This is a genomic window from Enterobacter sp. Cy-643 (assembly GCF_011752815.1).
Lineage (GTDB): Bacteria > Pseudomonadota > Gammaproteobacteria > Enterobacterales > Enterobacteriaceae > Cedecea.
This window is the reverse complement of record NZ_VWWV01000002.1, coordinates 768,696-789,531: the sequence shown is the minus strand read 5'-3', so window position 1 is coordinate 789,531 and position 20,836 is coordinate 768,696. Positions and strand designations below refer to the sequence as shown.

The window sequence follows — 20,836 nt, the reverse complement described above, 5'->3', positions numbered from 1 at the left end:
CACAGCATGACATCAGGAATTAAAGCATTTTCACTTTCTCTCGTTCTGGCCGGTTTACTTGGCTGCGCCCCGGCACACGCTGCCGCAGAAAAAGCAGGTTCGGCCTCGGCCAGTTCGGCAGCGACGCAGACTAAAGCTGCCCCCGCCAAAACGGCGGAGCAAGGGGAGGGGCTGGTGAGTATCAATAGCGCTCCGGCTGAAGAGCTTGCCCAGAAAATGAACGGCGTAGGATTGAAAAAGGCGCAGGCTATCGTCAGTTACCGTGACGAATTCGGTCCGTTTAAAACGCTCGATCAGCTGCAGGAGGTCCCGGGCATTGGCGCATCACTGGTAGAACGTAACCTGGCTCGCATAAAACTTTGAGTTTACGTGCTCAGGCTTCCACCTGAAGAGGAAAGTTTGCTACGCTGAGTTAGAGGTCATACCAGTTGTCGGGGTATGGCCTCGCTTACCTTCACCTGATGACAACAAAAACAGAACAAGGGCTTCGCGCTATGCAGACACATATCAAAGTTCGTGGATACCATATGGATGTCTACCAACACGTTAACAACGCCCGTTATCTTGAGTTCCTCGAGGAGGCCCGCTGGGAAGGGCTGGAAAAAACGACGGGCTTCCAGTGGATGACGGAACACAACATCGCTTTTATCGTGGTGAACATCAATATCAGCTACCGCCGCCCGGCGGTACTGGGCGACCTGCTGCGGATCGAAAGCTCGCTTCAGCAGCTAAACGGCAAAAGTGGAGTGTTGAGCCAAGTGGTGACGCTGGAGCCAGAAGGTGAAGCCGTGGCCGACGCGCTGCTGACTTTCGTCTGCATTGATTTAAAGACGCAAAAGGCCGTTCCGCTGGAGGGTGAACTGCGAGATAAGCTGGAACAGATGATGAGCGCCTGAGATGGCTGGCAAAGAGGGAAAAGCGTGGTTTTCCCTCTTTGTGATGCTCAGCCGAAAATCAATACATTGATTTTCCTGTCTGTTTTATGAACCGTCTGGTCCTTCCTTTATCGGCAGAGGTTTGTCGCTCCGCCGTTATCGCTTATTGGAGACCCGTTTTTTGCTTCATTGCGGCCATCACTGCGGGTTTATTGGCCAGATAGTTATTCAGGCCATTCGCTCGCAGGTTGCAGGCGGCACATTCGCCGCAGCCATCGCCCTGGATACCGTTATAGCAGGTCAGCGTCTCCTGGCGGACCGTTTCCAGGCTCTGCCAGTAATCGGCCAGCGCCCAGGTTTCCGCTTTGTCCAGCCACATCAGCGGCGTTTCAAACCGGATATCTCTTGCCATCCCGAGGCTTACTGCATGGTTAAGTGCTTTAACAAATTCGTCGCGGCAGTCCGGGTAGCCAGAGAAGTCCGTTTCGCAGACGCCTGTTATCACAGATTCTGCTTCAACCTGGTAAGCGTAAATGGCCGCCAGTGTCAGGAACAGTATGTTGCGTCCCGGCACGAAAGTGCTTGGGATGCCTTTATCCTCCGGGTTGTAGCCCGGCACCGGAATGCTGTCTCGCGTCAGGCTGCTCACCGCCAGTTCGTTCAGCAGGGTAACGTCCAGGACCTTATGCGCGCGGGCACCAAGCTTCAGCGACAGCTTTTGGGCCACGTCTATTTCTGCCCGGTGGCGCTGACCATAATCAAAGGTCACGCAGTGGACTTCATCGTATTGCTGTAAGGCCTGAATCAGGCAGGTGGTGGAGTCCTGTCCGCCGCTGAAAACCACGACTGTACGTTTCATTCTCTATCCTGTCGTTCATAAAGGTGTCTGGAAAAGGGTATGGTAGCGTCCCGCCAGAGCGTGAGCCAGCTTCTTCACGTCATTCCCGGCGGCGGGAGCCAGGCTTCGCAAAAATCAAACCAGCCCCAGGCATTCAGTTCAATGCCGTTCACGCCGGGTGGGGCGCTTATCTGGTAGCGATAATTAAACAGCGGCGTGACCACGGCATCCCGCATCAGGCCATGGAAAACGTCTTTCAGCCCTTCATTGCGTTCATAAGAAGGAGGGGAAGCCTGCACGGCATCCAGCGTGGCCTGCAGATGGGCATAATGCCCGGCGCTTAATAAGTTGGGCCACAACACATCGCTGCGCAGCCATTGCTCCAGGGTGTATTCCGGCGCTTCGCCAATCAGTCTGTCCCCCATCACGATATCCGCCTGGGCTAAATCTTCGCAGCCAGCCCAGGTTTTGGCATCGTGAAAAATGACCGTCAGTTCGCAGCCGCGCTCTGCCAGATAGTGCCTGAGCTGGTGGGCCATGGCGTGAAGCTCGACCGGCAAATGGTAAACCAGCGTGAGTTTTTTCGGTAACGCTACGGCTGTGTGCGCATCCCAGCCGGGGATCTGCCAGCCGGGGATCATCTCTCGATTGGGCGTGATCAGTTCACTGTTAAGCGGCAGCGTGCCTATCATCTCCGGCTCCCGGACAATCTGCATGATTGTTCTGGCCTGCTCTGCGCTGAGCCTGCCCTGCGGCCTGATCCCCAGATAGCAAAAGCCCAGGCTGATACTATTACTGACCGGGCGCAGGTTCTCCAGCTCGTCCTGCTGGCCGATGGCAATTTGCACCGGATGCAGGCAGCTTGTGCCGAGCGTGGTTTCGAAGAGCTGCGGGGTGATCCAGTATTCGATGGCTTTCAGCAGCGGGTGTTTCAGATGATAGCTTTCAAAGCTTTCCAGCCTCACCAGGTTCGGCCTGAAGCTGACAATGCGGAATGGGCCACAGCCCAGCTGTGTATCCTGCGGATGAGCCAGGCGACTGCAGTAGCTCGCCAGGCGATGTGCCAGCCAATAATCCGGCCGATGCAAAACAAAGCGCAGGCACTGCGCGTGGGGGAGCTCAATACGTTTAACGCTGATAAATAGCCGCCGCAGGGCGGGCAGCTCGAGCAACATCATCAGCCGCCGTTGAAGCTGATGGGTTTCTACGGGCTCACCGTTATGCCAGTGCAGGGTCGAGCGAATAAAAAAATCCCAGCACAGGCCGCTGTTTGATATTTGCCAGTGATGGGCGAGGTCGGGCTGGGGCTCCGGGCTTTCACGAGTAAAGCGCGTGAGGCCGGAAAACACCTGCCCGGCGAGATGCTGCTCGGCTCTACCCGGCAGAAAACCAGGGGCAACGGGATCAAGAGGGCGATAATAGGGAATGCGCAGCGTCGGGACATCGTTTTGCCACTGGCCGCCAAGGAACGGCTGTAATAACTGGCGAAGCTGTTCCGGCGCAAGCTGAGCCAGCTCCAGCGCATTCTGATGCTGGCCCTTATCCAGCACCTGCTCCATCATGCCGGAACGCACGTTTTCCGGCGAAACCAGAAAGGTCAGGTCACCGCGTTTACCGCGGCCAGACTGTGCGCGCCAGCGCAGCCAGCCCGCGTCTTCAAGCTGATTAAGCAGCGTCCTGACGTGGCGATCGCTACAAAAGCAGCGCTCGGCCAGCTCGGCAACCGTCACCTGCTGTGGCTCTCCGCCGGAAGGCTGCCATAAACGCTGGAATTGATTGAGCCGATTCAGAAGTCGCATAATAAACCCGGAACATTTTTTCCTAAGTATTCACTATTAGTTCCGTATATTCCAGAGGATACTTTTGCCTGTCACGATCACTTCTGGAGTAACCATGGCTCGTCTGGCTGCATTTGATATGGACGGCACGCTGCTGCTGCCCGACCATCACCTTGGGGAAGCAACCCTGAATACGCTGAAGCGTCTGCGTGAAGAGCGCGAGATTACCCTGGCTTTTGCAACCGGCCGCCATGAGCTGGAGATGCGCCATATCCTCGGCAAGATCGATCTCGACGCTTTCCTGATCACCGGTAACGGCACGCGCATTCACAGCATGGAAGGTGAGCTAATGCACCGCAAAGATCTTTCGCCGTGGGCGGTAGAGACGGTGCTGCACGGCCATTGGGATACCGAAGCAAGCATGCATGCCTTTAACGATTCAGGTTGGTTAACCAGCCATGAAATCCCGGAAATGCTTCACGCACACGTATACAGCGGTTTCCGGCCACATATTGTCGATCTTCGTACTTTACCTGCCCACGAAGTCACCAAGATCTGTTTCTGCGGCGATCATGACGATCTGTGCCGCCTGCGCATTCAGCTCAATGAAGCGCTGGGCGATCGCGCATTTCTTTGCTTCTCGGCAATGGACTGCCTGGAAGTGCTGCCGGTGGGCAGCAACAAGGGTGCAGCGCTTGGTGTACTGAGCGCCCACTTAGGATTGACTCTGCAGGATTGCATGGCATTTGGCGACGCGATGAACGACCGCGAAATGCTCTCGGCGGTTGGGCACGGCCTGATTATGGGTAACGCCATGCCGCAGCTAAAAGCGGATTTACCCCATCTGCCGGTTATCGGCCACTGCCGTAACCAGGCGGTCTCGCACTATTTGACGCACTGGCTGGACACTCCACATCTCACCTATTCCCCCGAATATTGAGACCTTACAGCACCGGGCTAAAAGCCCGGTTTTTTTATACTCGTCATACTTCAAGCCGCAGGTGCGTTGACTGCACCCGCTCACCTTAGTCACATAGTCAGCTATGCTCCTGAGGATTCACGGTCTTGCCGCCTTCCTGCAACTCGAATTATTTAGAGTGTAGTCACCAACTGGTTTATTTCAGCACGCCATGGCTGTAAATCGCCGATATGATCGTTGACCCAGGCTGAATTGTAGTAGGACTCAAGGTAGCGTTCACCGCTGTCGCAAAGCAGCGTCACGATAGAACCACTCCGGCCTTCCTCACGCATTCTCGCGGCAAGCTGCAATACGCCCCACATATTGGTGCCGGTTGAGGCGCCGACTTTGCGGCCAAGCTGAGATTCCAGCCATTGCATGGTGGCGACGCTGGCGGCGTCCGGCACGCGCATCATCTCGTCAATCACATCAGGAATAAATGAAGGCTCGCAGCGAGGGCGACCAATACCTTCAATTTTGCTGCCCACTGCGCTTTTCAGGCCACAGTCGCGCTGCTGCCAGTAATCAAGAAATACTGAATTTTGTGGGTCCACGACCACCAGTTTCGTATCGTGGCCCTGAAAGCGAAGGTAGCGGCCAATGGTGGCCGAAGTGCCGCCGGTACCCGCGCTCATCACGATGTAATCCGGCACCGGATGCGGCTCATGGGTCATCTGACGGAAAATACTGTCGGCAATGTTGTTGTTCCCGCGCCAGTCGGTTGCCCGCTCAGCGTAAGTGAACTGATCCATATAATGGCCGTTCAGCTCGCGGGCAAGCATTTCCGAAGCGGCGTAAATTTCACAGGCGCTGTCTACAAAATGGCAGCGGCCGCCGTAGAATTCGATCTGTTCAATTTTGCGTTTTGCGGTGCTGGCGGGCATCACCGCAATAAACGGCAGACCAAGCAGGCGAGCAAAATAGGCTTCTGACACTGCGGTTGAGCCAGAGGAGGCTTCGATAATCGTGGTGCCTTCTTTAATCCAGCCGTTGCACAGCCCGTACAGAAACAGAGATCGCGCGAGACGGTGCTTCAGGCTGCCGGTGGGATGAGTGCTTTCATCCTTCAGATACAGCTGAATACCCGGAAAAGCGGGCAAAGCCAGGCGGATAAGATGCGTATCCGCAGAGCGTTGATAGTCGGCGTTAATCTCGCTGATGGCGTTGGTCACCCAGGTGCTGGTCATGGAAAATTCTCATTTATCAATTTGTGCTTAGCGTAATCCAAAGTCAGGATAAAAAAGTTGCCATTTTGCCTGTTTAGCGCTTCCATTAGAGAAAATATTTCTCTCTGGTGGTCTTGTGATAGATAAAATTGACCAAAAGCTGCTTGCGATGCTGCAGCAGGACTGTACCCTGTCTTTGCAGGCGCTGGCGGATGCCGTTAATCTGACCACCACCCCGTGCTGGAAACGCTTAAAACGCCTGGAAGACGAAGGCTATATTCGCGGCAAAGTTGCGCTGCTGGATCCGGAAAAACTCGGGCTGGGCCTGACGGCGTTTGTGCTGATTAAAACCCAGCAGCACAGCAGCGAGTGGTACTGCAAATTTGTCTCGGTGGTGGAAGCCATGCCCGAAGTTCTGGGGTTCTGGCGCATGGCCGGCGAATATGATTACCTGATTCGGGTTCAGGTGGCAGACATGAAGCGGTACGACGACTTTTATAAGCGGCTGGTGAACGGCATCCCGGGTTTAAGCGATGTCACTTCGAGTTTTGCCATGGAACAGATAAAATACACCACAGCATTACCTCTAACTTCCTGATTCCGCACAGTGCGGAACAGTAGCCTCTACTCTTTTGCCCTGGCCGGCAGGCAGCATTTCAGGATCTAAACTTCGTGCGATTATTTGCTCAGTTAAGCTGGTACTTCACCCGCGAGTGGCGACGCTACCTCGGCGCGGTGGCATTGCTTATTATCATCGCTATTTTGCAGCTCGTGCCGCCAAAAGTGGTGGGCGTGATTGTGGATGGCGTCGTGCAGCAGCGTCTCTCCTCTCAGCAAGTGCTGATGTGGATCGGTCTGATGCTGCTTATTGCCGTAGTGGTTTATCTGGTGCGCTACGTCTGGCGCGTCCTGCTGTTCGGGGCGTCTTACCAGCTTGCCGTTGAGCTGCGGGAAAACTATTACCGCCAGCTAAGCCGCCATCACCCTGAGTTTTATCTCCGCCACCGTACCGGCGACCTGATGGCGCGTGCGACTAACGATGTGGATCGCGTGGTGTTCGCGGCGGGGGAAGGGGTGTTAACGCTGGTAGACTCGCTGGTCATGGGGCTGGCGGTGCTGATAGTCATGTCCACACAAATCAGCTGGCAGCTCACATTGCTGGCGCTTCTGCCGATGCCAATCATGGCCGTGGTGATCAAACGCGACGGCGCGCGTTTACACGATCGCTTCAAAGTGGCGCAGGCGGCATTCTCAGCGTTAAACGATCGAACTCAGGAAAGCATGACCAGCATCCGTATGATCAAGGCGTTCGGCCTTGAAGACAGGCAGTCGGCGCTGTTTGCCGCAGAAGCCCAGGATGCCGGGGCGAAAAACATGCGCGTCGCGCGTATTGATGCGCGCTTTGATCCCACTATTTATGTCGCGATTGGGGCCGCAAACCTGCTGGCCATCGGCGGCGGAAGCTGGATGGTTATCGACGGCACGCTTACCCTGGGGCAGCTCACCAGCTTTGTGATGTATCTCGGCCTGATGATCTGGCCGATGCTGGCGCTGGCCTGGATGTTCAATATTGTCGAGCGTGGGAGTGCGGCCTACAGCCGTATCCGTGCGATGCTGGAAGAAGAGCCGGGCGTGGTCGACGGCGATAAAGCGCTGCCGGAAGGGCGGGCTGAACTGGTGGCTTCGATTCGCCAGTTCCACTACCCACAGACCGCTCAGCCGACGCTGCAAAACGTCAACTTCACCCTCAAACCGGGGGGAATGCTTGGCCTGTGCGGGCCAACGGGCTCGGGGAAAAGCACGATTCTCGCCTTGATTCAGCGCCACTTTGACGTGACCGAAGGGGATATTCGCTACCACGATATTCCGATCACGGCGCTGAAAATTGACGGCTGGAGAAGCCGGCTGGCTATCGTGAACCAGACGCCGTTCCTGTTCTCTGACACCGTGGCCAGCAACATAGCGCTGGGCAAACCGGGTGCCACGCAGGAGGACATTGAGCGTGTCGCTCGCCTGGCCAGCGTTCATGAGGATATCCTGCGCTTGCCGCAAGGCTACGATACCGAAGTGGGTGAACGTGGGGTTATGCTTTCGGGCGGGCAAAAACAGCGTATCTCCATTGCCAGGGCGCTGCTGCTTGATGCAGAAATCCTGATCCTGGATGACGCGCTTTCCGCAGTAGACGGCCGCACCGAGCACCAAATTCTGCACAATCTGCGCGAGTGGGGCGAACACCGCACGGTCATTATCAGCGCGCACCGGTTGTCTGCGTTGACGGAGGCCAGCGAAATTCTGGTGATGCAGCACGGGCATATCGCCCAGCGAGGCAGCCATGACGCGCTGGCGTCTCAGCCGGGCTGGTATCGGGACATGTACCGCTATCAACAGCTGGAAGCCGCGCTGGACGAGGCGCCGGAGCAGGAAGACGTCGGGGAGAGCGCCAATGAGTCGTAAACAACAGTGGCCTACCATTAAGCGCCTGCTGGCCTACGGATCGCCGTGGCGCAAACCGCTGGGCGGAGCGATGCTGATGCTTTGGGTAGCGGCTGCCGCTGAGGTTTGCGGCCCGGTACTGGTGAGCTATTTCATTGATAATCTGGTGGCGAAAAACCAGATGCCGCTTGGCCTCGCGGCCGGGCTGGCAGTGGCTTATATCCTGCTGTCGATTAGCGCCGCGGGACTGCACTACCTTCAGGCGCTGCTGTTTAATCGGGCGGCGGTAGGTGTGGTGCAAAAGCTACGTACCGATGTGATGGATGCAGCGCTACGCCAGCCGCTGAGTGCGTTCGACACGCAGCCTGTAGGGCAACTGATCTCTCGAGTGACCAACGATACCGAAGTGATCCGTGACCTGTATGTCACCGTTGTGGCAACGGTGCTGCGCAGTGCGGCGCTGATTGGTGCCATGCTGGTAGCGATGTTTACGCTCGACTGGCGTATGGCGCTGGTGGCGATAACTATCTTCCCGGCGGTGATCGCCGTGATGTTTATCTACCAGCGCTACAGCACGCCGATTGTGCGCCGCGTGCGCGGCTATCTGGCGGACATCAACGACGGGTTTAACGAAGTTATCAACGGCATGAGCGTGATTCAGCAGTTCCGCCAGCAGGCGCGCTTCGGCGAACGCATGGGGCAGGCAAGCCGTTCACACTACCTGGCGCGAATGCAAACGCTGAGACTCGATGGCTGGCTTCTGCGGCCGCTGCTTAGCCTGTTTTCGGCGATGATCCTCTGCGGTCTGTTAATGCTGTTCGGCTTCACCTCGCGCGGCACCATCGAAGTTGGCGTGCTGTATGCCTTTATTAACTATCTTGGCCGCCTTAACGAACCGCTGATTGAGCTGACCACCCAGCAGTCCATTTTGCAGCAGGCAGTGGTGGCCGGGGAACGCGTATTTGAGCTGATGGACGGCAAACGCCAGGATTACGGCAATGACAACCGGCCCCTCGCCAGCGGCGCTATCAGCGTCAATAACGTGTCATTTGCCTACCGTGGCGATCGCCTGGTGCTGCAGGACATTAATCTGGAAGTGCCTTCGCGCAGCTTTATTGCCCTGGTCGGGCATACCGGCAGCGGAAAAAGTACCCTGGCGAACCTGCTGATGGGCTATTACCCGTTAACGAAGGGCGAAATACGCCTCGATGGACGGCCGCTGGATTCCCTCAGCCATGAAACGCTGCGCCGCGGCGTGGCGATGGTGCAGCAGGATCCGGTAGTGATGGCCGATTCGTTCTTTGCCAACGTAACCCTGGGGCGGGATATCAGCGAAGAGATGGTCTGGCAGGCGCTGGAAACGGTGCAACTGTCCGAACTGGCGCGGGCGCTGCCGGAAGGCATTCATACTCGCCTGGGCGAGCAGGGCAATAATCTCTCCGTTGGCCAGAAGCAGCTGCTTGCCCTGGCGCGCGTGCTGGTTGAAGCCCCGCAGATCCTGATCCTCGACGAAGCCACGGCGAACATCGACTCCGGCACCGAGCAGGCTATTCAGCGGGCGCTGGCGGCGGTGCGGCAGCACACAACCCTGGTGGTGATTGCCCACCGTTTGTCCACCATTACCGACGCCGACACGATTCTGGTGCTGCATCGCGGCCAGGCCGTGGAGCGGGGTACGCACAGCGAACTGCTGGCGCAGCAGGGTCGATACTGGCAGATGTATCAGCTGCAGCTGGCAGGTGAGGAACTGGCCGCCTCAGCACAGGAAGAATCCCTGATGGCCTGATGCACCACAACCATGCAACGGGCCGCATAAAAACCTTCGCTTCTCCGCGTTGGTGCAAAACGAAAACGCATCCTGCACTGCAGTGGTGCGTTTTTTCTTTTCAGACTAATCCCGCCCGATCTCACTCCCTCATCTGGCTTTCCGGTAACCCGCCTGAAGCCTGAAAACGTGCTGAATAACCCTGGTTTTTTATTCCTGGCATGGGCTTTGCTTTGCTCTCTACGTGCAGGTAACGACCTAATTCTGAGTGGAGAGAATTTATGAAGCTGGTAACCGTGGTAATCAAACCGTTCAAGCTTGAAGACGTGCGTGAAGCGCTCTCTTCAATCGGTATTCAAGGGCTTACCGTGACCGAAGTGAAAGGTTTCGGCCGCCAGAAGGGCCATGCGGAGCTTTACCGTGGCGCCGAGTACAGCGTCAACTTTCTGCCGAAAGTAAAAATTGATGTTGCTATTGCTGACGACCAGCTCGATGAAGTTATCGACGTGATCAGCAAAGCCGCCTACACCGGCAAAATCGGTGATGGGAAAATCTTCGTTGCAGAACTGCAACGCGTTATTCGTATTCGTACCGGCGAAGCCGACGAAGCCGCTCTGTAACTGCTGGCAAGCCTTGATTGGGATGGGAAAAATGAAAAAATTAGTTGCACTCCTTGGCTCAGGCGCCCTGGCATTACTGCCGACGCTCGCCTTCGCTGCGGACGCGCCTGCGGTCGCGGACAAAGCCGACAACGCCTTTATGATGATATGCACCGCGCTGGTGCTGTTTATGACCATCCCGGGCCTTGCGCTGTTTTACGGCGGCCTGATTCGCTCCAAAAACGTGCTGTCGATGCTGACGCAAATTTCCGTGACCTTCGCCCTGGTTTGTGTGCTGTGGGTTGTGTATGGCTACAGCCTGGCGTTTGGCACCGGCAACAACTTCTTCGGCAGCTTTGACTGGGTGATGCTGAAAAACATTCAGCTGAAAGCGCTGATGGGCACCTTCTATCAGTATATTCACGTGGCGTTCCAGGGCTCCTTCGCCTGTATCACCGTTGGGCTGGTGGTGGGTTCTCTCTCCGAGCGCGTGCGTTTCTCTGCGGTGGTGATTTTTGCTGCCGTCTGGCTGACGCTCTCTTATGTGCCAATTGCGCACATGGTCTGGGGCGGCGGTATTCTGGCGACGCACGGCGCGCTGGACTTCGCAGGCGGTACCGTGGTGCACATTAACGCCGCTGTTGCTGGCCTGGTCGGGGCTTACCTGGTAGGTAAACGCGTTGGCTTCGGCAAAGAAGCGTTCAAGCCGCACAACCTGCCAATGGTGTTTATCGGCACCGCAATCCTCTACTTCGGCTGGTTCGGTTTCAACGCCGGTTCCGCAAGTGCGGCCAACGAAATCGCTGCACTGGCGTTCGTGAACACCGTTGTCGCTACTGCGGCGGCGATTCTCTCCTGGGTCTTCGGCGAGTGGGCGCTGCGCGGTAAACCTTCTCTGCTGGGTGCCTGTTCCGGTGCTATCGCGGGTCTGGTGGGTATTACCCCGGCGTGTGGTTACGTTGGCGTGGGCGGTGCGCTGCTGATTGGTCTGGTGGTTGGCCTGGCGGGTCTGTGGGGCGTGACGACGCTGAAAAAATGGCTCAATGTTGACGACCCATGCGATGTGTTCGGCGTGCACGGCGTCTGCGGCATCATCGGCTGCATCATGACCGGCATCTTCGCGGCAACTTCTCTGGGCGGCGTGGGGTATGCAGAAGGCGTGACTATGGGGCATCAGCTTCTGGTTCAGCTTGAAAGCGTGGCAATTACCATTGTCTGGTCTGGCGTGGTGGCGTTCATCGCGTTCAAGATTGCTGACCTGACCGTAGGTCTGCGTGTTCCAGAAGAGCAGGAACGCGAAGGCCTGGATGTGAACAGCCACGGCGAAAACGCGTACAACAACTGATTCGTTATCAAAACCTCGCCCGGTCGGGCGAGGTTTTACTTCTCTGTGAAAGCCACCTGTTATGCAGGTGGTTTTTTTATTGCAGCGTCAACTACCCGCGATGGCGCATGACGCCTTCCTGAACGGTGGACGCGACCAGCACGCCATCCTGCGTATAAAACTCTCCACGGACAAAGCCGCGAGCGCTCGACGCGGAGGTGCTTTCCACGCTGTACAGCAGCCATTCGTTCATGTCGAACGGACGATGGAACCACATTGAGTGATCGATAGTCGCGACCTGCATCCCCGGTTCCAGGAAACCTACGCCATGCGGCTGTAGGGCGACCGGCAAGAAATTGAAATCGGAGGCATAGCCGAGCAGATACTGATGCACACGCAGATCCTGCGGCATGTTGCCGTTCGCGCGGATCCAGACCTGGCGGGAAGGCTGATCGACATGGCCTTTCAGCGGATTGTGGAATACGGCCGGGCGAATTTCCAGCGGCTTTTCGCTAAGAAACTTCTCTTTCGCATGCGGCGGGAGGAATTTTTCCAGCGAGCGGGCGATGTCCGTCTCGGACGGCAGGCCATCCGGTCTTGGCGCTGGGGGCATCTCTTTCTGGTGCTCATAGCCAGATTCAGGGGCCTGGAATGACGCGGTCATATAGAAAATCGGCTTGCCGTTTTGCACCGCAGCAACGCGGCGGGCGCTAAAACTGTTGCCGTCGCGCAGGGTTTCTACGTCATAAATAATGGGCTTTTGGCTGTCGCCCGGGCGTAAAAAATAGCTGTGGAAAGAGTGAACAAGGCGCTCTTCCGGTACGGTTTCTTTAGCTGCGTAAAGCGCCTGGCCGACCACTTGCCCACCAAACACCTGACGCAGGCCTAAATCCTCGCTTTGGCCACGGAACAATCCCTCTTCAATTTTTTCCAGGTTAAGTAACGCCAATAAATTGCTGAGCGCCTGACTCATAAAATGTCCTCAATAAAAGGGAATGCGGCAAATTTTCTCGATTATAACATGCCTGTAAACGGCGTATTTGATGCACTGCCGCTGGGAACATTCCTGGTTTTCAGCAGAATTCAGTGATCTGTGCCACACTTAAGCCGTTAAGCGCGTTTTTCAACGGGGTTCGTCCCCGGCGCGACATTGATAATAAGGAGAAAAAATCAATGAAACTTGTGCCTATGTTAAGTGCTTTGGCCATCGCGGTTGCTGTTGCAGGTTGCGCACACAAGAGTGCTGATGTGCCGACGCCTGCGCCGAGTGCATCCGCGGGGGCTGCAACTGCCCAGCAATCTAACATCGCAATGCCTAACGTCTCCGGTACGGCATGGATCCGTCAGCGGGTTGCTCTGCCGCCAGATGCCGTGCTGACGGTGACCGTCTCTGACGCTTCACTCGCCGATGCGCCTTCGAAAGTCATTGCCCAGAAAGTTACGCGTACCGAAGGTAAACAGGCGCCTTTCAGCTTTGTGATCCCGTTCAACCCGGCTGACATTCAGCCGAACGCGCGTATCCTGCTGAGTGCCGCCATCACGGTGGACGGTAAGCTGATGTTTATCACCGATACCTTCCAGCCGGTGATCAACCAGGGCGGGACGAAGGCAGATCTGACGCTGGTGCCGGTACAAAATACGGCTATTCCGGTTCAGCAAGGCGGTGGGGCGGCAACAACGGTGCCATCTACCTCGCCGACTCAGGTCACGCCATCTTCGGCAGTGCCTGCGCCGACAACGTACTAAAGCGAAACGCCCCCAAATTGGGGGCGTTTTAATATTTCCAGCGGTAACGCAGCATATCGATATGACCGTCGCCTGACACCATCACCCCTTCAGAAAGCAGCGCCTCGCGCTGACGCTGGAGGTCGGGTCCGGTCAATGAAATCACACCCTGCCTGTTCACCACCCGATGCCACGGTAAACGGCTGCCTTCGGGCAGGCGCTTGAGTACGCCACCCACCTGGCGGGCTGCCCGGGGTGACCCGGCAAGCGCGGCAATTTCGCCGTAGGTGGTCACGCAACCTTCGGGAATGGCGGCAACAATTTGGTAAATGCGCTGTGGAAAGGAATCGTGCTTATCCATAGAGAACTCCTGACAAAATCGCTTCTAAGGATAATCGGCGACGGAGAAAGCACCAAGTTAAACCGTTGATGCGCAATAAACCAACACCTGACCGCCGCTGGCTTGCAATTCACGGGGGGGATGTGGATAATGCGCCAGCGCGTTTGATAACAACGCTCTCAATGGGGGCCCTGTTGGTTCTCCCGCAACACTAACTTGTGAACTCGGTCAGGTCCGGAAGGAAGCAGCCGCAGCAGGCGACGTGTGTGCCGGGATGTAGCTGGCAGGGCCCCCACCCATTTCTGGCTTACCCTTTCACCAGTACCGTTTTCGTTCTGCGCTTTTCTCCCCATCCTAAGTTGATTCCTGCCGCTGCCAGCAAAATCATCGCGCCACCGATAAACTGAATCGGGCTCAGACTGTGATTAAAGACGAAGCGATCCACGATCACCGCCACAATGGGGTAGATAAAGGAGAGTGAGGCGGTCATCGACGTCGGCAGCTTTTGAATCGCGCCATACAGCAACTGGTACATAATGCCGGTATGCACTATGCCCAGCGTGGCGACAATTCCCCAATGCGTGAACGTCATATGCGACTGGAAATCTACCAGTGGCAGCAGTAGCAGCGTGCCGACGGCCACCTGAACGAGTGCGATTTGCTGTGGAGGAATGCCCCTCAACTGGCGTGTGATAAGCGCCGTCAGGGCATAAAAGAACGCGGCGCCCAGCGCCAGCACGATGCCCAAAAGCCAGCCACCATTCCCGTCATGATTTAGCCCGCTTGAGAGCACAAGCAGCATGCCGATAAAGGATGCTCCCAGCCAAAGCCACTTGCTGCGGCTGACTTTCTCTTTCAGGATAAAAACGCCCATCCCGACCAGCATCAGCGGCTGCGTATTGTACAGGACCGTGGCAAGCCCAATGGACGTTCGTGAATAGGCGGCGAACAGCAGCAGCCAGTTGACGACCAGCGCCACGCCGCCGAGGGCAGATATCGCAACGACCCTGCGGGTCAAATGGCTGCGCCAGTTACCGCTCATCAGGCCCAATATGAACAGCGTAATAGTCGCAAATACGCAGCGCCAGAAAACGACGTTGGCGATAGGCTGCTGAGATATCACTACGAGGGCGCCGATGGTGCCGGAGATGAGCATCGCCACAATCATTTGCAGGCTGCCGGTTCTTATCTCGCGAATCATTTTGTCTCTCCAGAATAAAGAACTGTATTCTGCGCACTGCGGCGAACTCGTTGAAGTGTTAAAATTAGGTTATAAAATACTTTTGCCTTTATAAATGAGATAAAAATGAGTGATTACCTTCCCGATGATATCGACAGGCATATTCTGACTATTCTTGCGGCGGATGCGCGTATCTCCCTGAAAGTGCTTAGTGGAAAAATTGGTCTCTCTTCACCGAGCACGGCAGAACGAGTAAAGCGGCTGGAGGAACGCGGCGTGATTAACGGCTACACCATGAACGCCAACCTCACGGCTCTGGGTTACACCCTGCAGGGACTGGTTCGCATGAAGCCGTTACCGGGCATGCTGCATAAAGTGGAGAAGATGATTCAGGCGATTCCCGAGTGTATAGAATGCGACAAAATCACCGGTGAAGATTGCTTCATCATCCGGCTGGTGATCCGCTCTATTGAGCAACTTGATGAAATTCTTGATGAGCTGGCTGAGTTTGCCCAGTGCAATACCTCTATCGTCAAAAGCACGCCGGTGAAACGCAGGCTGCCGCCTTTGTAAATAAATAAACCTGATATATTTTCCGGGTATTTGAATTATGACAGAAATATTAAATTTATCTCACTGGCTGGATCTTATTTATTCTCTATAGTATTAAACACCAACCTCTGTTTAAGCACTAAGGATTTGCAATGACGACGGCTACGCTGAACGTAAAAATAAGCATCGAGTTAAAAGAGAAGATTCGTCACTATGCGGAAGAGAATAGTGAAACCCTGGCAAGCGTAACGGAACGACTTCTGTCCAAAGCCTTTGACGAGCTCGACAGCGACGTGGGCGTCGATGAAGATGATGTGGACAGTCAGCATACTTCTGAGGCCCGCGTGACGCCATTAAACGATCGTGAGATCAAGGCATTGCGTAAACTGTTGAAGAAGAAAAAATGAACGCCGGTACGGACAGTACCGCCTACAGCTATCAGCAAGCCTGTGAGTTATTGCGTTCAGGTTACCTGAAAAAAGTGAAGCTGGGCTGGAATATTGGCAGCGATGAGTTTTTCCGCATTGCTTCAGACTGGTGCGATACCGGGGCCAGTATTAAAAAAGAGGGTGAGCATTTCACCATCACCCTAAAAGGGTTCGCTATTCCCAGAATTTCACAAAACTAATTTATAGCATCTCCTTATTGCTATGCTTGCAGAATAATATTTCCCTCTTTTATTTTAGAGGGAAATATTTCGCTTTCTAAAATACCATTCCCCTGAGACTTTCATGCCGGGTTGCCGCCAGGTGCTGCCATAGCGGCTGCAGCCGCTGCAGGGCAAGCCGCAGCTCAGCGGGGTCGAGGCTGAAAGGGAGGCGTAAAAAGCGCTCAAAAGCCCCTTCTACCCCGAACCGGGGCCCGGCACCGATCCGAATGCCCTGACTCTCAGCGGCGGCGGCAAAAATCGTGGCCAGCGGTTTCGGTAATTCCACCCACCACGACAGGCCGCCTTCCGGGGGCGATGTTTGCCAGTCCGGGAACAGCGCTTGCATCGCGACAAAGCTGCTTTCGCAGCGTTGGCGCAGCATCTCTCTGCGCTGAGGCAAGAACTGCGCCGCGTCGGCAAACAACTGCGTGGCAGCCAGTTGCTCCAGCAGAGGCGTCCCTAAATCAAAGGTATTGCGGATTTGTATCAGCGAACTGATGGTTTTGCCTGAAGCCCTTATCCAGCCCAGGCGTAGCCCGCCCCAGAAACTTTTCCCGGCGGAGCCGAGCGAGATGGTGTGTTCTTCCGGGCCAAAAGCCGTCAGGGGAGGAGGGGGAGGGGCATCAAACCAGAGATCGGCCATCGTTTCGTCCACAACCAGCGTGGTGTGGCTGCGGGCGGCTATCTCGTTCACCCTTTGGCGCGTGGCGGCGTCCATACAGCGGCCAGTTGGGTTATGGAAATCTGGAATCAAGTAAGCCAGCCGGGGAGAAGTCTGGGCGATAGTCGCCGCTAAACCGTCAACATCCCAACCGCTTGCGGGCAGGCTGACCGGCACGGGGCGGCAGGAGGCGCCGCGAATCGCCGCCAACGCCATCGGGTAAGTGGGATGGTCTACGACGACGCGATCGCCCGGGCCGGTGAACAGTCTAAGTATTAGCCCCAGTCCGCTGACGGCACCGTTGACCACCATGATTTGGTCAGGCGTGGTGGGTAATCCCCGTGACGCATAATGCCGCGCAATTGCTTCTCTCAGCTCCGGCAAGCCCTGGCTGTCATAGCCGGTTGAGGACAAATGTTCCGGCAGGAAAGTGAGCGCGGTGGAATAGGCCCGATGAATTTCCGGCCCGGCGCTGAGGGCGGCGGTGGAAAGATCCAGTACCGGAGCATTGCCGGGTAAGGGAGAAATGGCCGGGCTGCTTTCGGGCAGCATGGTGACGGAGCCTGAGCCCTGGCGGCTCAGCAGATACCCTTCCTCCCGGAGCTGCGCCAGCGCGGAGGCCACCGTGGTGCGGCTCACGCCCAGCGCGCCAGAAAGCTCTCTTTCCCCCGGCAGCCTGCTGTCGAGCGGTAGGCGCCCATCGAGGATCAGCAGCCGCAGCCCGTCCGCCAGTTGGCGATAGACCGGCGAGCGGGATGACGCCTGATGCCAGTGCCCCAGCAGGCGTGTTAAAGATGAAATTCCGATTCTGCGAAGCGTCATAGCAGTCCACTTTCTGATAACTGGACCTTAATACTAAGTCCATTTTGCGAGAGGGTATAGCCATAAAAACACAATGAGGATCTTTGTCATGATGGCTCGTCGCCTGCTGCAGCTTTATACCGGCCTGGTCTTTTACGGCATTTCAACCGCCATGTTTGTGCGGGCCGATTTGGGGGCCGATCCGTGGAACGTTTTTCATCTCGGCGTGGCGAGGCTATTCTCGCTCAACCTTGGGCTGGTGATGATTATTGTGGGGGCGCTGGTGCTGCTGCTGTGGATCCCGCTGCGTCAGCGTCCAGGCCTTGGCACCATTAGCAACGTGATTGTGTTAGGGCTGGCGGCGGATGCTACGCTGGCGCTTATGCCGCCGCTGGAATCGCTTTTTGCGCGATCCGTTTTGCTGGTCGGTGCTTTGGTAGTGAATGCTCTTGCGACGGGCATGTATATCGGCGCTGGTTTTGGTGCCGGGCCGCGAGATGGGCTGATGACCGGGATCCATGCCAGAACGGGCTGGTCGGTGCGCAGCGTGCGTACCGCCATCGAAGTGACCGTACTGATCTCCGGCTGGCTGATGGGCGGTAGTTTTGGCGTGGGCACGGTGCTTTATGCGTTAGCTATCGGGCCTCTCATTCAGCTTTGCCTGCCGTGGTTTCGCGTTAAGCCGTTGAATAACACAGCGACTCCTGCACAGGAAGCTACATTCTGATGCCGTAGCTGTGCTAAACAGTATCTTCCGGAGAATAATAATTGCTTAAAACGGGAGAGAGTATGCGGCACGAGATTGTGAGTAAACCCGCGCTGAACTGGAACAGCTTTCAGCTGGCAGAGATATTAACCCACTGTTTTGAACAGTACGTGGTGCCTTTCCGTCTGGAAGGGGATACGTTCGGCTGGCGTTTTGCCTCAGAGGATTTTTTCCCCGGCGACAGCCCTATCTGGCTTTACCGTGGAGAGCCCAAAGCGATGGCGCTGGTGACCCGGCGCGGGCAAACCTGCCGCCTGGCCGCTTTTGCAATTCGCCCGGAACTGCGCGGGCAGGGTTTAGGCAAGATCTTCATTCAGCAGCTTATTGATGCCGCGCGCGAGCGCGGTGATAAGCAATTTTATCTGGAAGTGATTTTAGGCAACGAAGGCGGGCTGGCGCTCTATGAGCGAATGGGCTTTGTGCCCCAGCAAACGCTGGTGGGCTTCCAGTCTGCAGGTGTTCCTGAAGGCGAGGCTGACGGCGAACTGCTGGAAATCGACCCGCTGCAAATGACCCATAGAATGATGGCCGCTAACGATGCGCCGCTGCCGTGGCTTTGCGCGGCTGAAACGCTGTATAAGCTGCCCGGTAAGGCTTTTGTACTGGATGGAGTGGCTTATGCGATGGTCATTCCCGGCGAAATACCGAAGCTCAGAGGGCTATTTGTTGAGCCGCATGCGCGACGATCCGGGAAAGCAAAAAAGCTGCTGGCTTTACTTCAACGCCAGTTCCCTGGATTAGCGACTATTCCCAGCCTGCCCGAAACCGTTTCGCCGGTGTTTTTAGGCAGCGGCTTTACCCTGGATAAGATTCGGCAGTACGAGATGAAGCTTACCTTGTAGGCAGAGAAGGTGAGGGCGACGGCCCTCACCCTGCAAGTTACAGCACGCCCTGAGCCAGCATCGCGTCCGCAACTTTTACGAACCCGGCGATGTTCGCGCCGCGAACGTACTGGGTTTGTTTTCCTTCGCCACCGTAATCCACGCAGGCCTGATGAATATCAAGCATGATGTGGTGCAGGCGAATATCTACTTTTTCGGCCTTCCAGCTCAGACGGGCCGCATTCTGCGCCATTTCCAGCCCGGACGTTGCTACACCGCCTGCGTTTGCCGCTTTACCCGGCGCGAACAGCACGCCAGCTTCCACAAACAGATCCGTCGCGGCAATCGTGGTTGGCATATTTGCCCCTTCGGCTACCGCCTTCACGCCATTGGCGATAAGCGTTTGGGCAGCATCGACGTCCAGCTCGTTCTGTGTTGCACAAGGCAGCGCGATATCCACCGGCACGCTCCACGGCTGCTGGCCTGCCAGATAAGTCAGGCCAAATTCTCGGGCATAGTCGGCCACGCGGCCATCGCGGCTGGCTTTGATTTCGCACAGGCGGGCCAGTTTCTCTGCGTTAAAGCCTGCTTCATCTACCACGGTGCCGTTGGAGTCAGACGCCGTGACCACACGAGCGCCGAGCGACATGGCTTTTTCAATCGCATACTGAGCGACGTTCCCGGAGCCGGAAACCGCCACGCGCATGCCTTCAAAGCCCAGGCCGTGGCGCTGCAGCATGGCATCGGTGAAGTAGATCAGGCCGTAGCCGGTCGCTTCCGGGCGGATCAGACTGCCGCCGAACGACAGCCCTTTGCCGGTAAACACGCAGGCGGTGTTGTTGGAGAGCTTTTTCATCATCCCCGCCATGTAGCCGACTTCGCGGCCACCAACGCCGATATCCCCTGCCGGAACATCGGTGTCCGGGCCAAGGTGGCGATAAAGCTCCAGCATCAACGCCTGGCAAAAGCGCATGATTTCGCCTTCGCTTTTGCCCTTCGGATTAAAGTCGCTGCCGCCTTTGCCGCCGCCCATGGGGAGCGTGGTGAGGGCGTTTTTAAAGGTCTGCTCAAAGCCGAGGAATTTGAGGATCGACAGATTAACGGAAGGGTGGAAGCGCATGCCGCCTTTAAACGGCCCAATGGCCGAGTTGAACTGCACGCGCCAGGCCCGGTTGACCTGAACCTGATTGTTGTCATCCACCCAGGCAACGCGGAACTGAATCACGCGCTCCGGCTCGACCAGACGTTCGAGCAGCGCCTGCTGGCGGTATTGCGGGTTGTTTTCCAGAAACGGCCACAGCGTGCTCATGACTTCGCGAACCGCCTGAGCGAATTCTACCTGGTGCGGATCGCGGGACTGTACTGAGGTTAAAAAGCCTTCGAGGGATAATGCTTGAGCCATCAGAGGTAACTCCTTGTTGAAAATTATGTTGTCTGTCTTTTTTTGGGTAATTTTTCGACTATAACATTTTCTTATGAACGGGCATCAAGCGATTTTTTCACCAGGAAGGCAATAAAGAGGGGATGCGTTTAGACGGGCCGTTAACCCTAAAAAAATCTAAATTTCGGTCTAATAACAGACAATAAATTGTCTTCTCTGTTTTT

22 protein-coding genes and 1 other RNA gene are annotated in these 20,836 nt (G+C 56.2%); 15 read left to right on the top strand and 8 right to left on the bottom strand.

The genetic code is table 11. From position 1 onward, the window contains the following. Window positions 1-6 precede the first annotated feature (6 nt). Window positions 7-363 carry a ComEA family DNA-binding protein gene (locus F3J29_RS12100; RefSeq protein WP_166866343.1) on the top strand — a complete coding sequence of 119 codons (357 nt, stop codon included), beginning with the start codon at window positions 7-9 and terminating at the stop codon, window positions 361-363. Between the two features lie 131 nt (window positions 364-494). Then, the gene (locus tag F3J29_RS12095; RefSeq protein WP_166866341.1) at window positions 495-896 is read left to right on the top strand and encodes a YbgC/FadM family acyl-CoA thioesterase; all 402 of its coding nucleotides are present in this window, start codon (window positions 495-497) and stop codon (window positions 894-896) included. A 142-nt stretch (window positions 897-1,038) separates the two neighbouring features. On the opposite strand, the gene queC is transcribed toward F3J29_RS12095, so the two are convergent. Together queC and F3J29_RS12085 are read right to left on the bottom strand one after the other, a co-directional pair. Next, on the bottom strand, window positions 1,039-1,734 hold the full coding sequence (gene queC / locus F3J29_RS12090) for a 7-cyano-7-deazaguanine synthase QueC (RefSeq protein WP_166866339.1): 696 nt from the start codon (window positions 1,732-1,734) through the stop codon (window positions 1,039-1,041). Between the two features lie 74 nt (window positions 1,735-1,808). Continuing rightward, window positions 1,809-3,512: an SgrR family transcriptional regulator gene (locus F3J29_RS12085; RefSeq protein ID WP_166866337.1), complete on the bottom strand. Its 1,704-nt coding sequence runs from the start codon at window positions 3,510-3,512 to the stop codon at window positions 1,809-1,811. Between the two features lie 94 nt (window positions 3,513-3,606). Here F3J29_RS12085 and cof point away from each other — a divergent pair, with 94 nt between their 5' ends. Beyond that, window positions 3,607-4,431, top strand: coding sequence for an HMP-PP phosphatase (gene cof, locus F3J29_RS12080; protein ID WP_166866335.1), 825 nt, complete (start codon window positions 3,607-3,609; stop codon window positions 4,429-4,431). Window positions 4,432-4,583: 152 nt separating this feature from the next. Here the strand turns inward: cof and F3J29_RS12075 are convergent, their stop codons facing one another. Continuing rightward, window positions 4,584-5,636 (bottom strand): PLP-dependent cysteine synthase family protein, encoded by a 1,053-nt coding sequence (locus tag F3J29_RS12075; protein WP_166866333.1) that lies wholly within the window; start codon window positions 5,634-5,636, stop codon window positions 4,584-4,586. Between the two features lie 115 nt (window positions 5,637-5,751). Here F3J29_RS12075 and F3J29_RS12070 point away from each other — a divergent pair, with 115 nt between their 5' ends. The 5 genes from F3J29_RS12070 (at window position 5,752) to amtB (ending at window position 11,757) form a co-directional block, all read left to right on the top strand. After that, on the top strand, window positions 5,752-6,213 hold the full coding sequence (locus F3J29_RS12070) for an Lrp/AsnC family transcriptional regulator (protein WP_039290800.1): 462 nt from the start codon (window positions 5,752-5,754) through the stop codon (window positions 6,211-6,213). 74 nt (window positions 6,214-6,287) lie between these two features. Continuing rightward, on the top strand, window positions 6,288-8,069 hold the full coding sequence (locus F3J29_RS12065; protein WP_166866331.1) for a SmdA family multidrug ABC transporter permease/ATP-binding protein: 1,782 nt from the start codon (window positions 6,288-6,290) through the stop codon (window positions 8,067-8,069). Further along, window positions 8,059-9,834 (top strand): SmdB family multidrug efflux ABC transporter permease/ATP-binding protein, encoded by a 1,776-nt coding sequence (locus tag F3J29_RS12060; protein ID WP_166866329.1) that lies wholly within the window; start codon window positions 8,059-8,061, stop codon window positions 9,832-9,834. The genes F3J29_RS12065 and F3J29_RS12060 overlap by 11 nt, the downstream gene beginning before the upstream one ends. Window positions 9,835-10,094: 260 nt before the next feature. Beyond that, window positions 10,095-10,433, top strand: a complete 339-nt coding sequence (gene glnK / locus F3J29_RS12055) for a P-II family nitrogen regulator (protein WP_002891893.1) — start codon at window positions 10,095-10,097, stop codon at window positions 10,431-10,433. A gap of 31 nt (window positions 10,434-10,464) precedes the next feature. Continuing rightward, complete coding sequence (gene amtB, locus F3J29_RS12050) at window positions 10,465-11,757, top strand: ammonium transporter AmtB (protein WP_166866327.1); 1,293 nt, start codon at window positions 10,465-10,467, stop codon at window positions 11,755-11,757. Window positions 11,758-11,848: 91 nt separating this feature from the next. On the opposite strand, the gene tesB is transcribed toward amtB, so the two are convergent. Beyond that, window positions 11,849-12,709 (bottom strand): acyl-CoA thioesterase II, encoded by an 861-nt coding sequence (gene tesB / locus F3J29_RS12045; RefSeq protein WP_166866325.1) that lies wholly within the window; start codon window positions 12,707-12,709, stop codon window positions 11,849-11,851. A gap of 200 nt (window positions 12,710-12,909) precedes the next feature. Here tesB and F3J29_RS12040 point away from each other — a divergent pair, with 200 nt between their 5' ends. After that, complete coding sequence (locus tag F3J29_RS12040; RefSeq protein ID WP_166866324.1) at window positions 12,910-13,482, top strand: YbaY family lipoprotein; 573 nt, start codon at window positions 12,910-12,912, stop codon at window positions 13,480-13,482. 28 nt (window positions 13,483-13,510) lie between these two features. Here the strand turns inward: F3J29_RS12040 and F3J29_RS12035 are convergent, their stop codons facing one another. Beyond that, on the bottom strand, window positions 13,511-13,822 hold the full coding sequence (locus F3J29_RS12035) for an MGMT family protein (RefSeq protein ID WP_166866322.1): 312 nt from the start codon (window positions 13,820-13,822) through the stop codon (window positions 13,511-13,513). Between the two features lie 171 nt (window positions 13,823-13,993). Between F3J29_RS12035 and ffs the strand changes: the two genes are divergently transcribed. Then, an RNA gene (gene ffs, locus F3J29_RS12030) (signal recognition particle sRNA small type) lies at window positions 13,994-14,090 on the top strand. 18 nt (window positions 14,091-14,108) lie between these two features. Here the strand turns inward: ffs and F3J29_RS12025 are convergent. After that, a complete protein-coding gene (locus F3J29_RS12025) occupies window positions 14,109-15,002 on the bottom strand; it encodes a DMT family transporter (protein ID WP_166866320.1) in 894 nt (297 codons plus the stop codon). Window positions 15,003-15,107: 105 nt separating this feature from the next. Here F3J29_RS12025 and F3J29_RS12020 point away from each other — a divergent pair, with 105 nt between their 5' ends. From F3J29_RS12020 to F3J29_RS12010, 3 genes are all read left to right on the top strand, one after another. Continuing rightward, the gene (locus F3J29_RS12020; protein ID WP_008454658.1) at window positions 15,108-15,554 is read left to right on the top strand and encodes an Lrp/AsnC family transcriptional regulator; all 447 of its coding nucleotides are present in this window, start codon (window positions 15,108-15,110) and stop codon (window positions 15,552-15,554) included. Window positions 15,555-15,685: 131 nt separating this feature from the next. After that, complete coding sequence (locus F3J29_RS12015) at window positions 15,686-15,940, top strand: hypothetical protein (protein WP_008454659.1); 255 nt, start codon at window positions 15,686-15,688, stop codon at window positions 15,938-15,940. Further along, window positions 15,937-16,161, top strand: a complete 225-nt coding sequence (locus tag F3J29_RS12010) for a hypothetical protein (RefSeq protein WP_008454666.1) — start codon at window positions 15,937-15,939, stop codon at window positions 16,159-16,161. The genes F3J29_RS12015 and F3J29_RS12010 overlap by 4 nt, the downstream gene beginning before the upstream one ends. A gap of 76 nt (window positions 16,162-16,237) precedes the next feature. On the opposite strand, the gene yczR is transcribed toward F3J29_RS12010, so the two are convergent. Then, window positions 16,238-17,665: a MocR-like transcription factor YczR gene (gene yczR / locus F3J29_RS12005; RefSeq protein ID WP_166866318.1), complete on the bottom strand. Its 1,428-nt coding sequence runs from the start codon at window positions 17,663-17,665 to the stop codon at window positions 16,238-16,240. A gap of 91 nt (window positions 17,666-17,756) precedes the next feature. Here yczR and yczE point away from each other — a divergent pair, with 91 nt between their 5' ends. Further along, entirely contained in the window at window positions 17,757-18,371 is a 615-nt protein-coding gene (gene yczE / locus F3J29_RS12000; RefSeq protein WP_166866687.1) for a membrane protein YczE, read from the top strand. Between the two features lie 62 nt (window positions 18,372-18,433). Continuing rightward, window positions 18,434-19,252 (top strand): GNAT family N-acetyltransferase, encoded by an 819-nt coding sequence (locus F3J29_RS11995; RefSeq protein ID WP_166866316.1) that lies wholly within the window; start codon window positions 18,434-18,436, stop codon window positions 19,250-19,252. Window positions 19,253-19,289: 37 nt separating this feature from the next. Here F3J29_RS11995 and gdhA read toward each other — a convergent pair whose 3' ends face one another. Then, entirely contained in the window at window positions 19,290-20,633 is a 1,344-nt protein-coding gene (gdhA, locus tag F3J29_RS11990; RefSeq protein WP_166866314.1) for an NADP-specific glutamate dehydrogenase, read from the bottom strand. Window positions 20,634-20,836 lie beyond the last annotated feature (203 nt).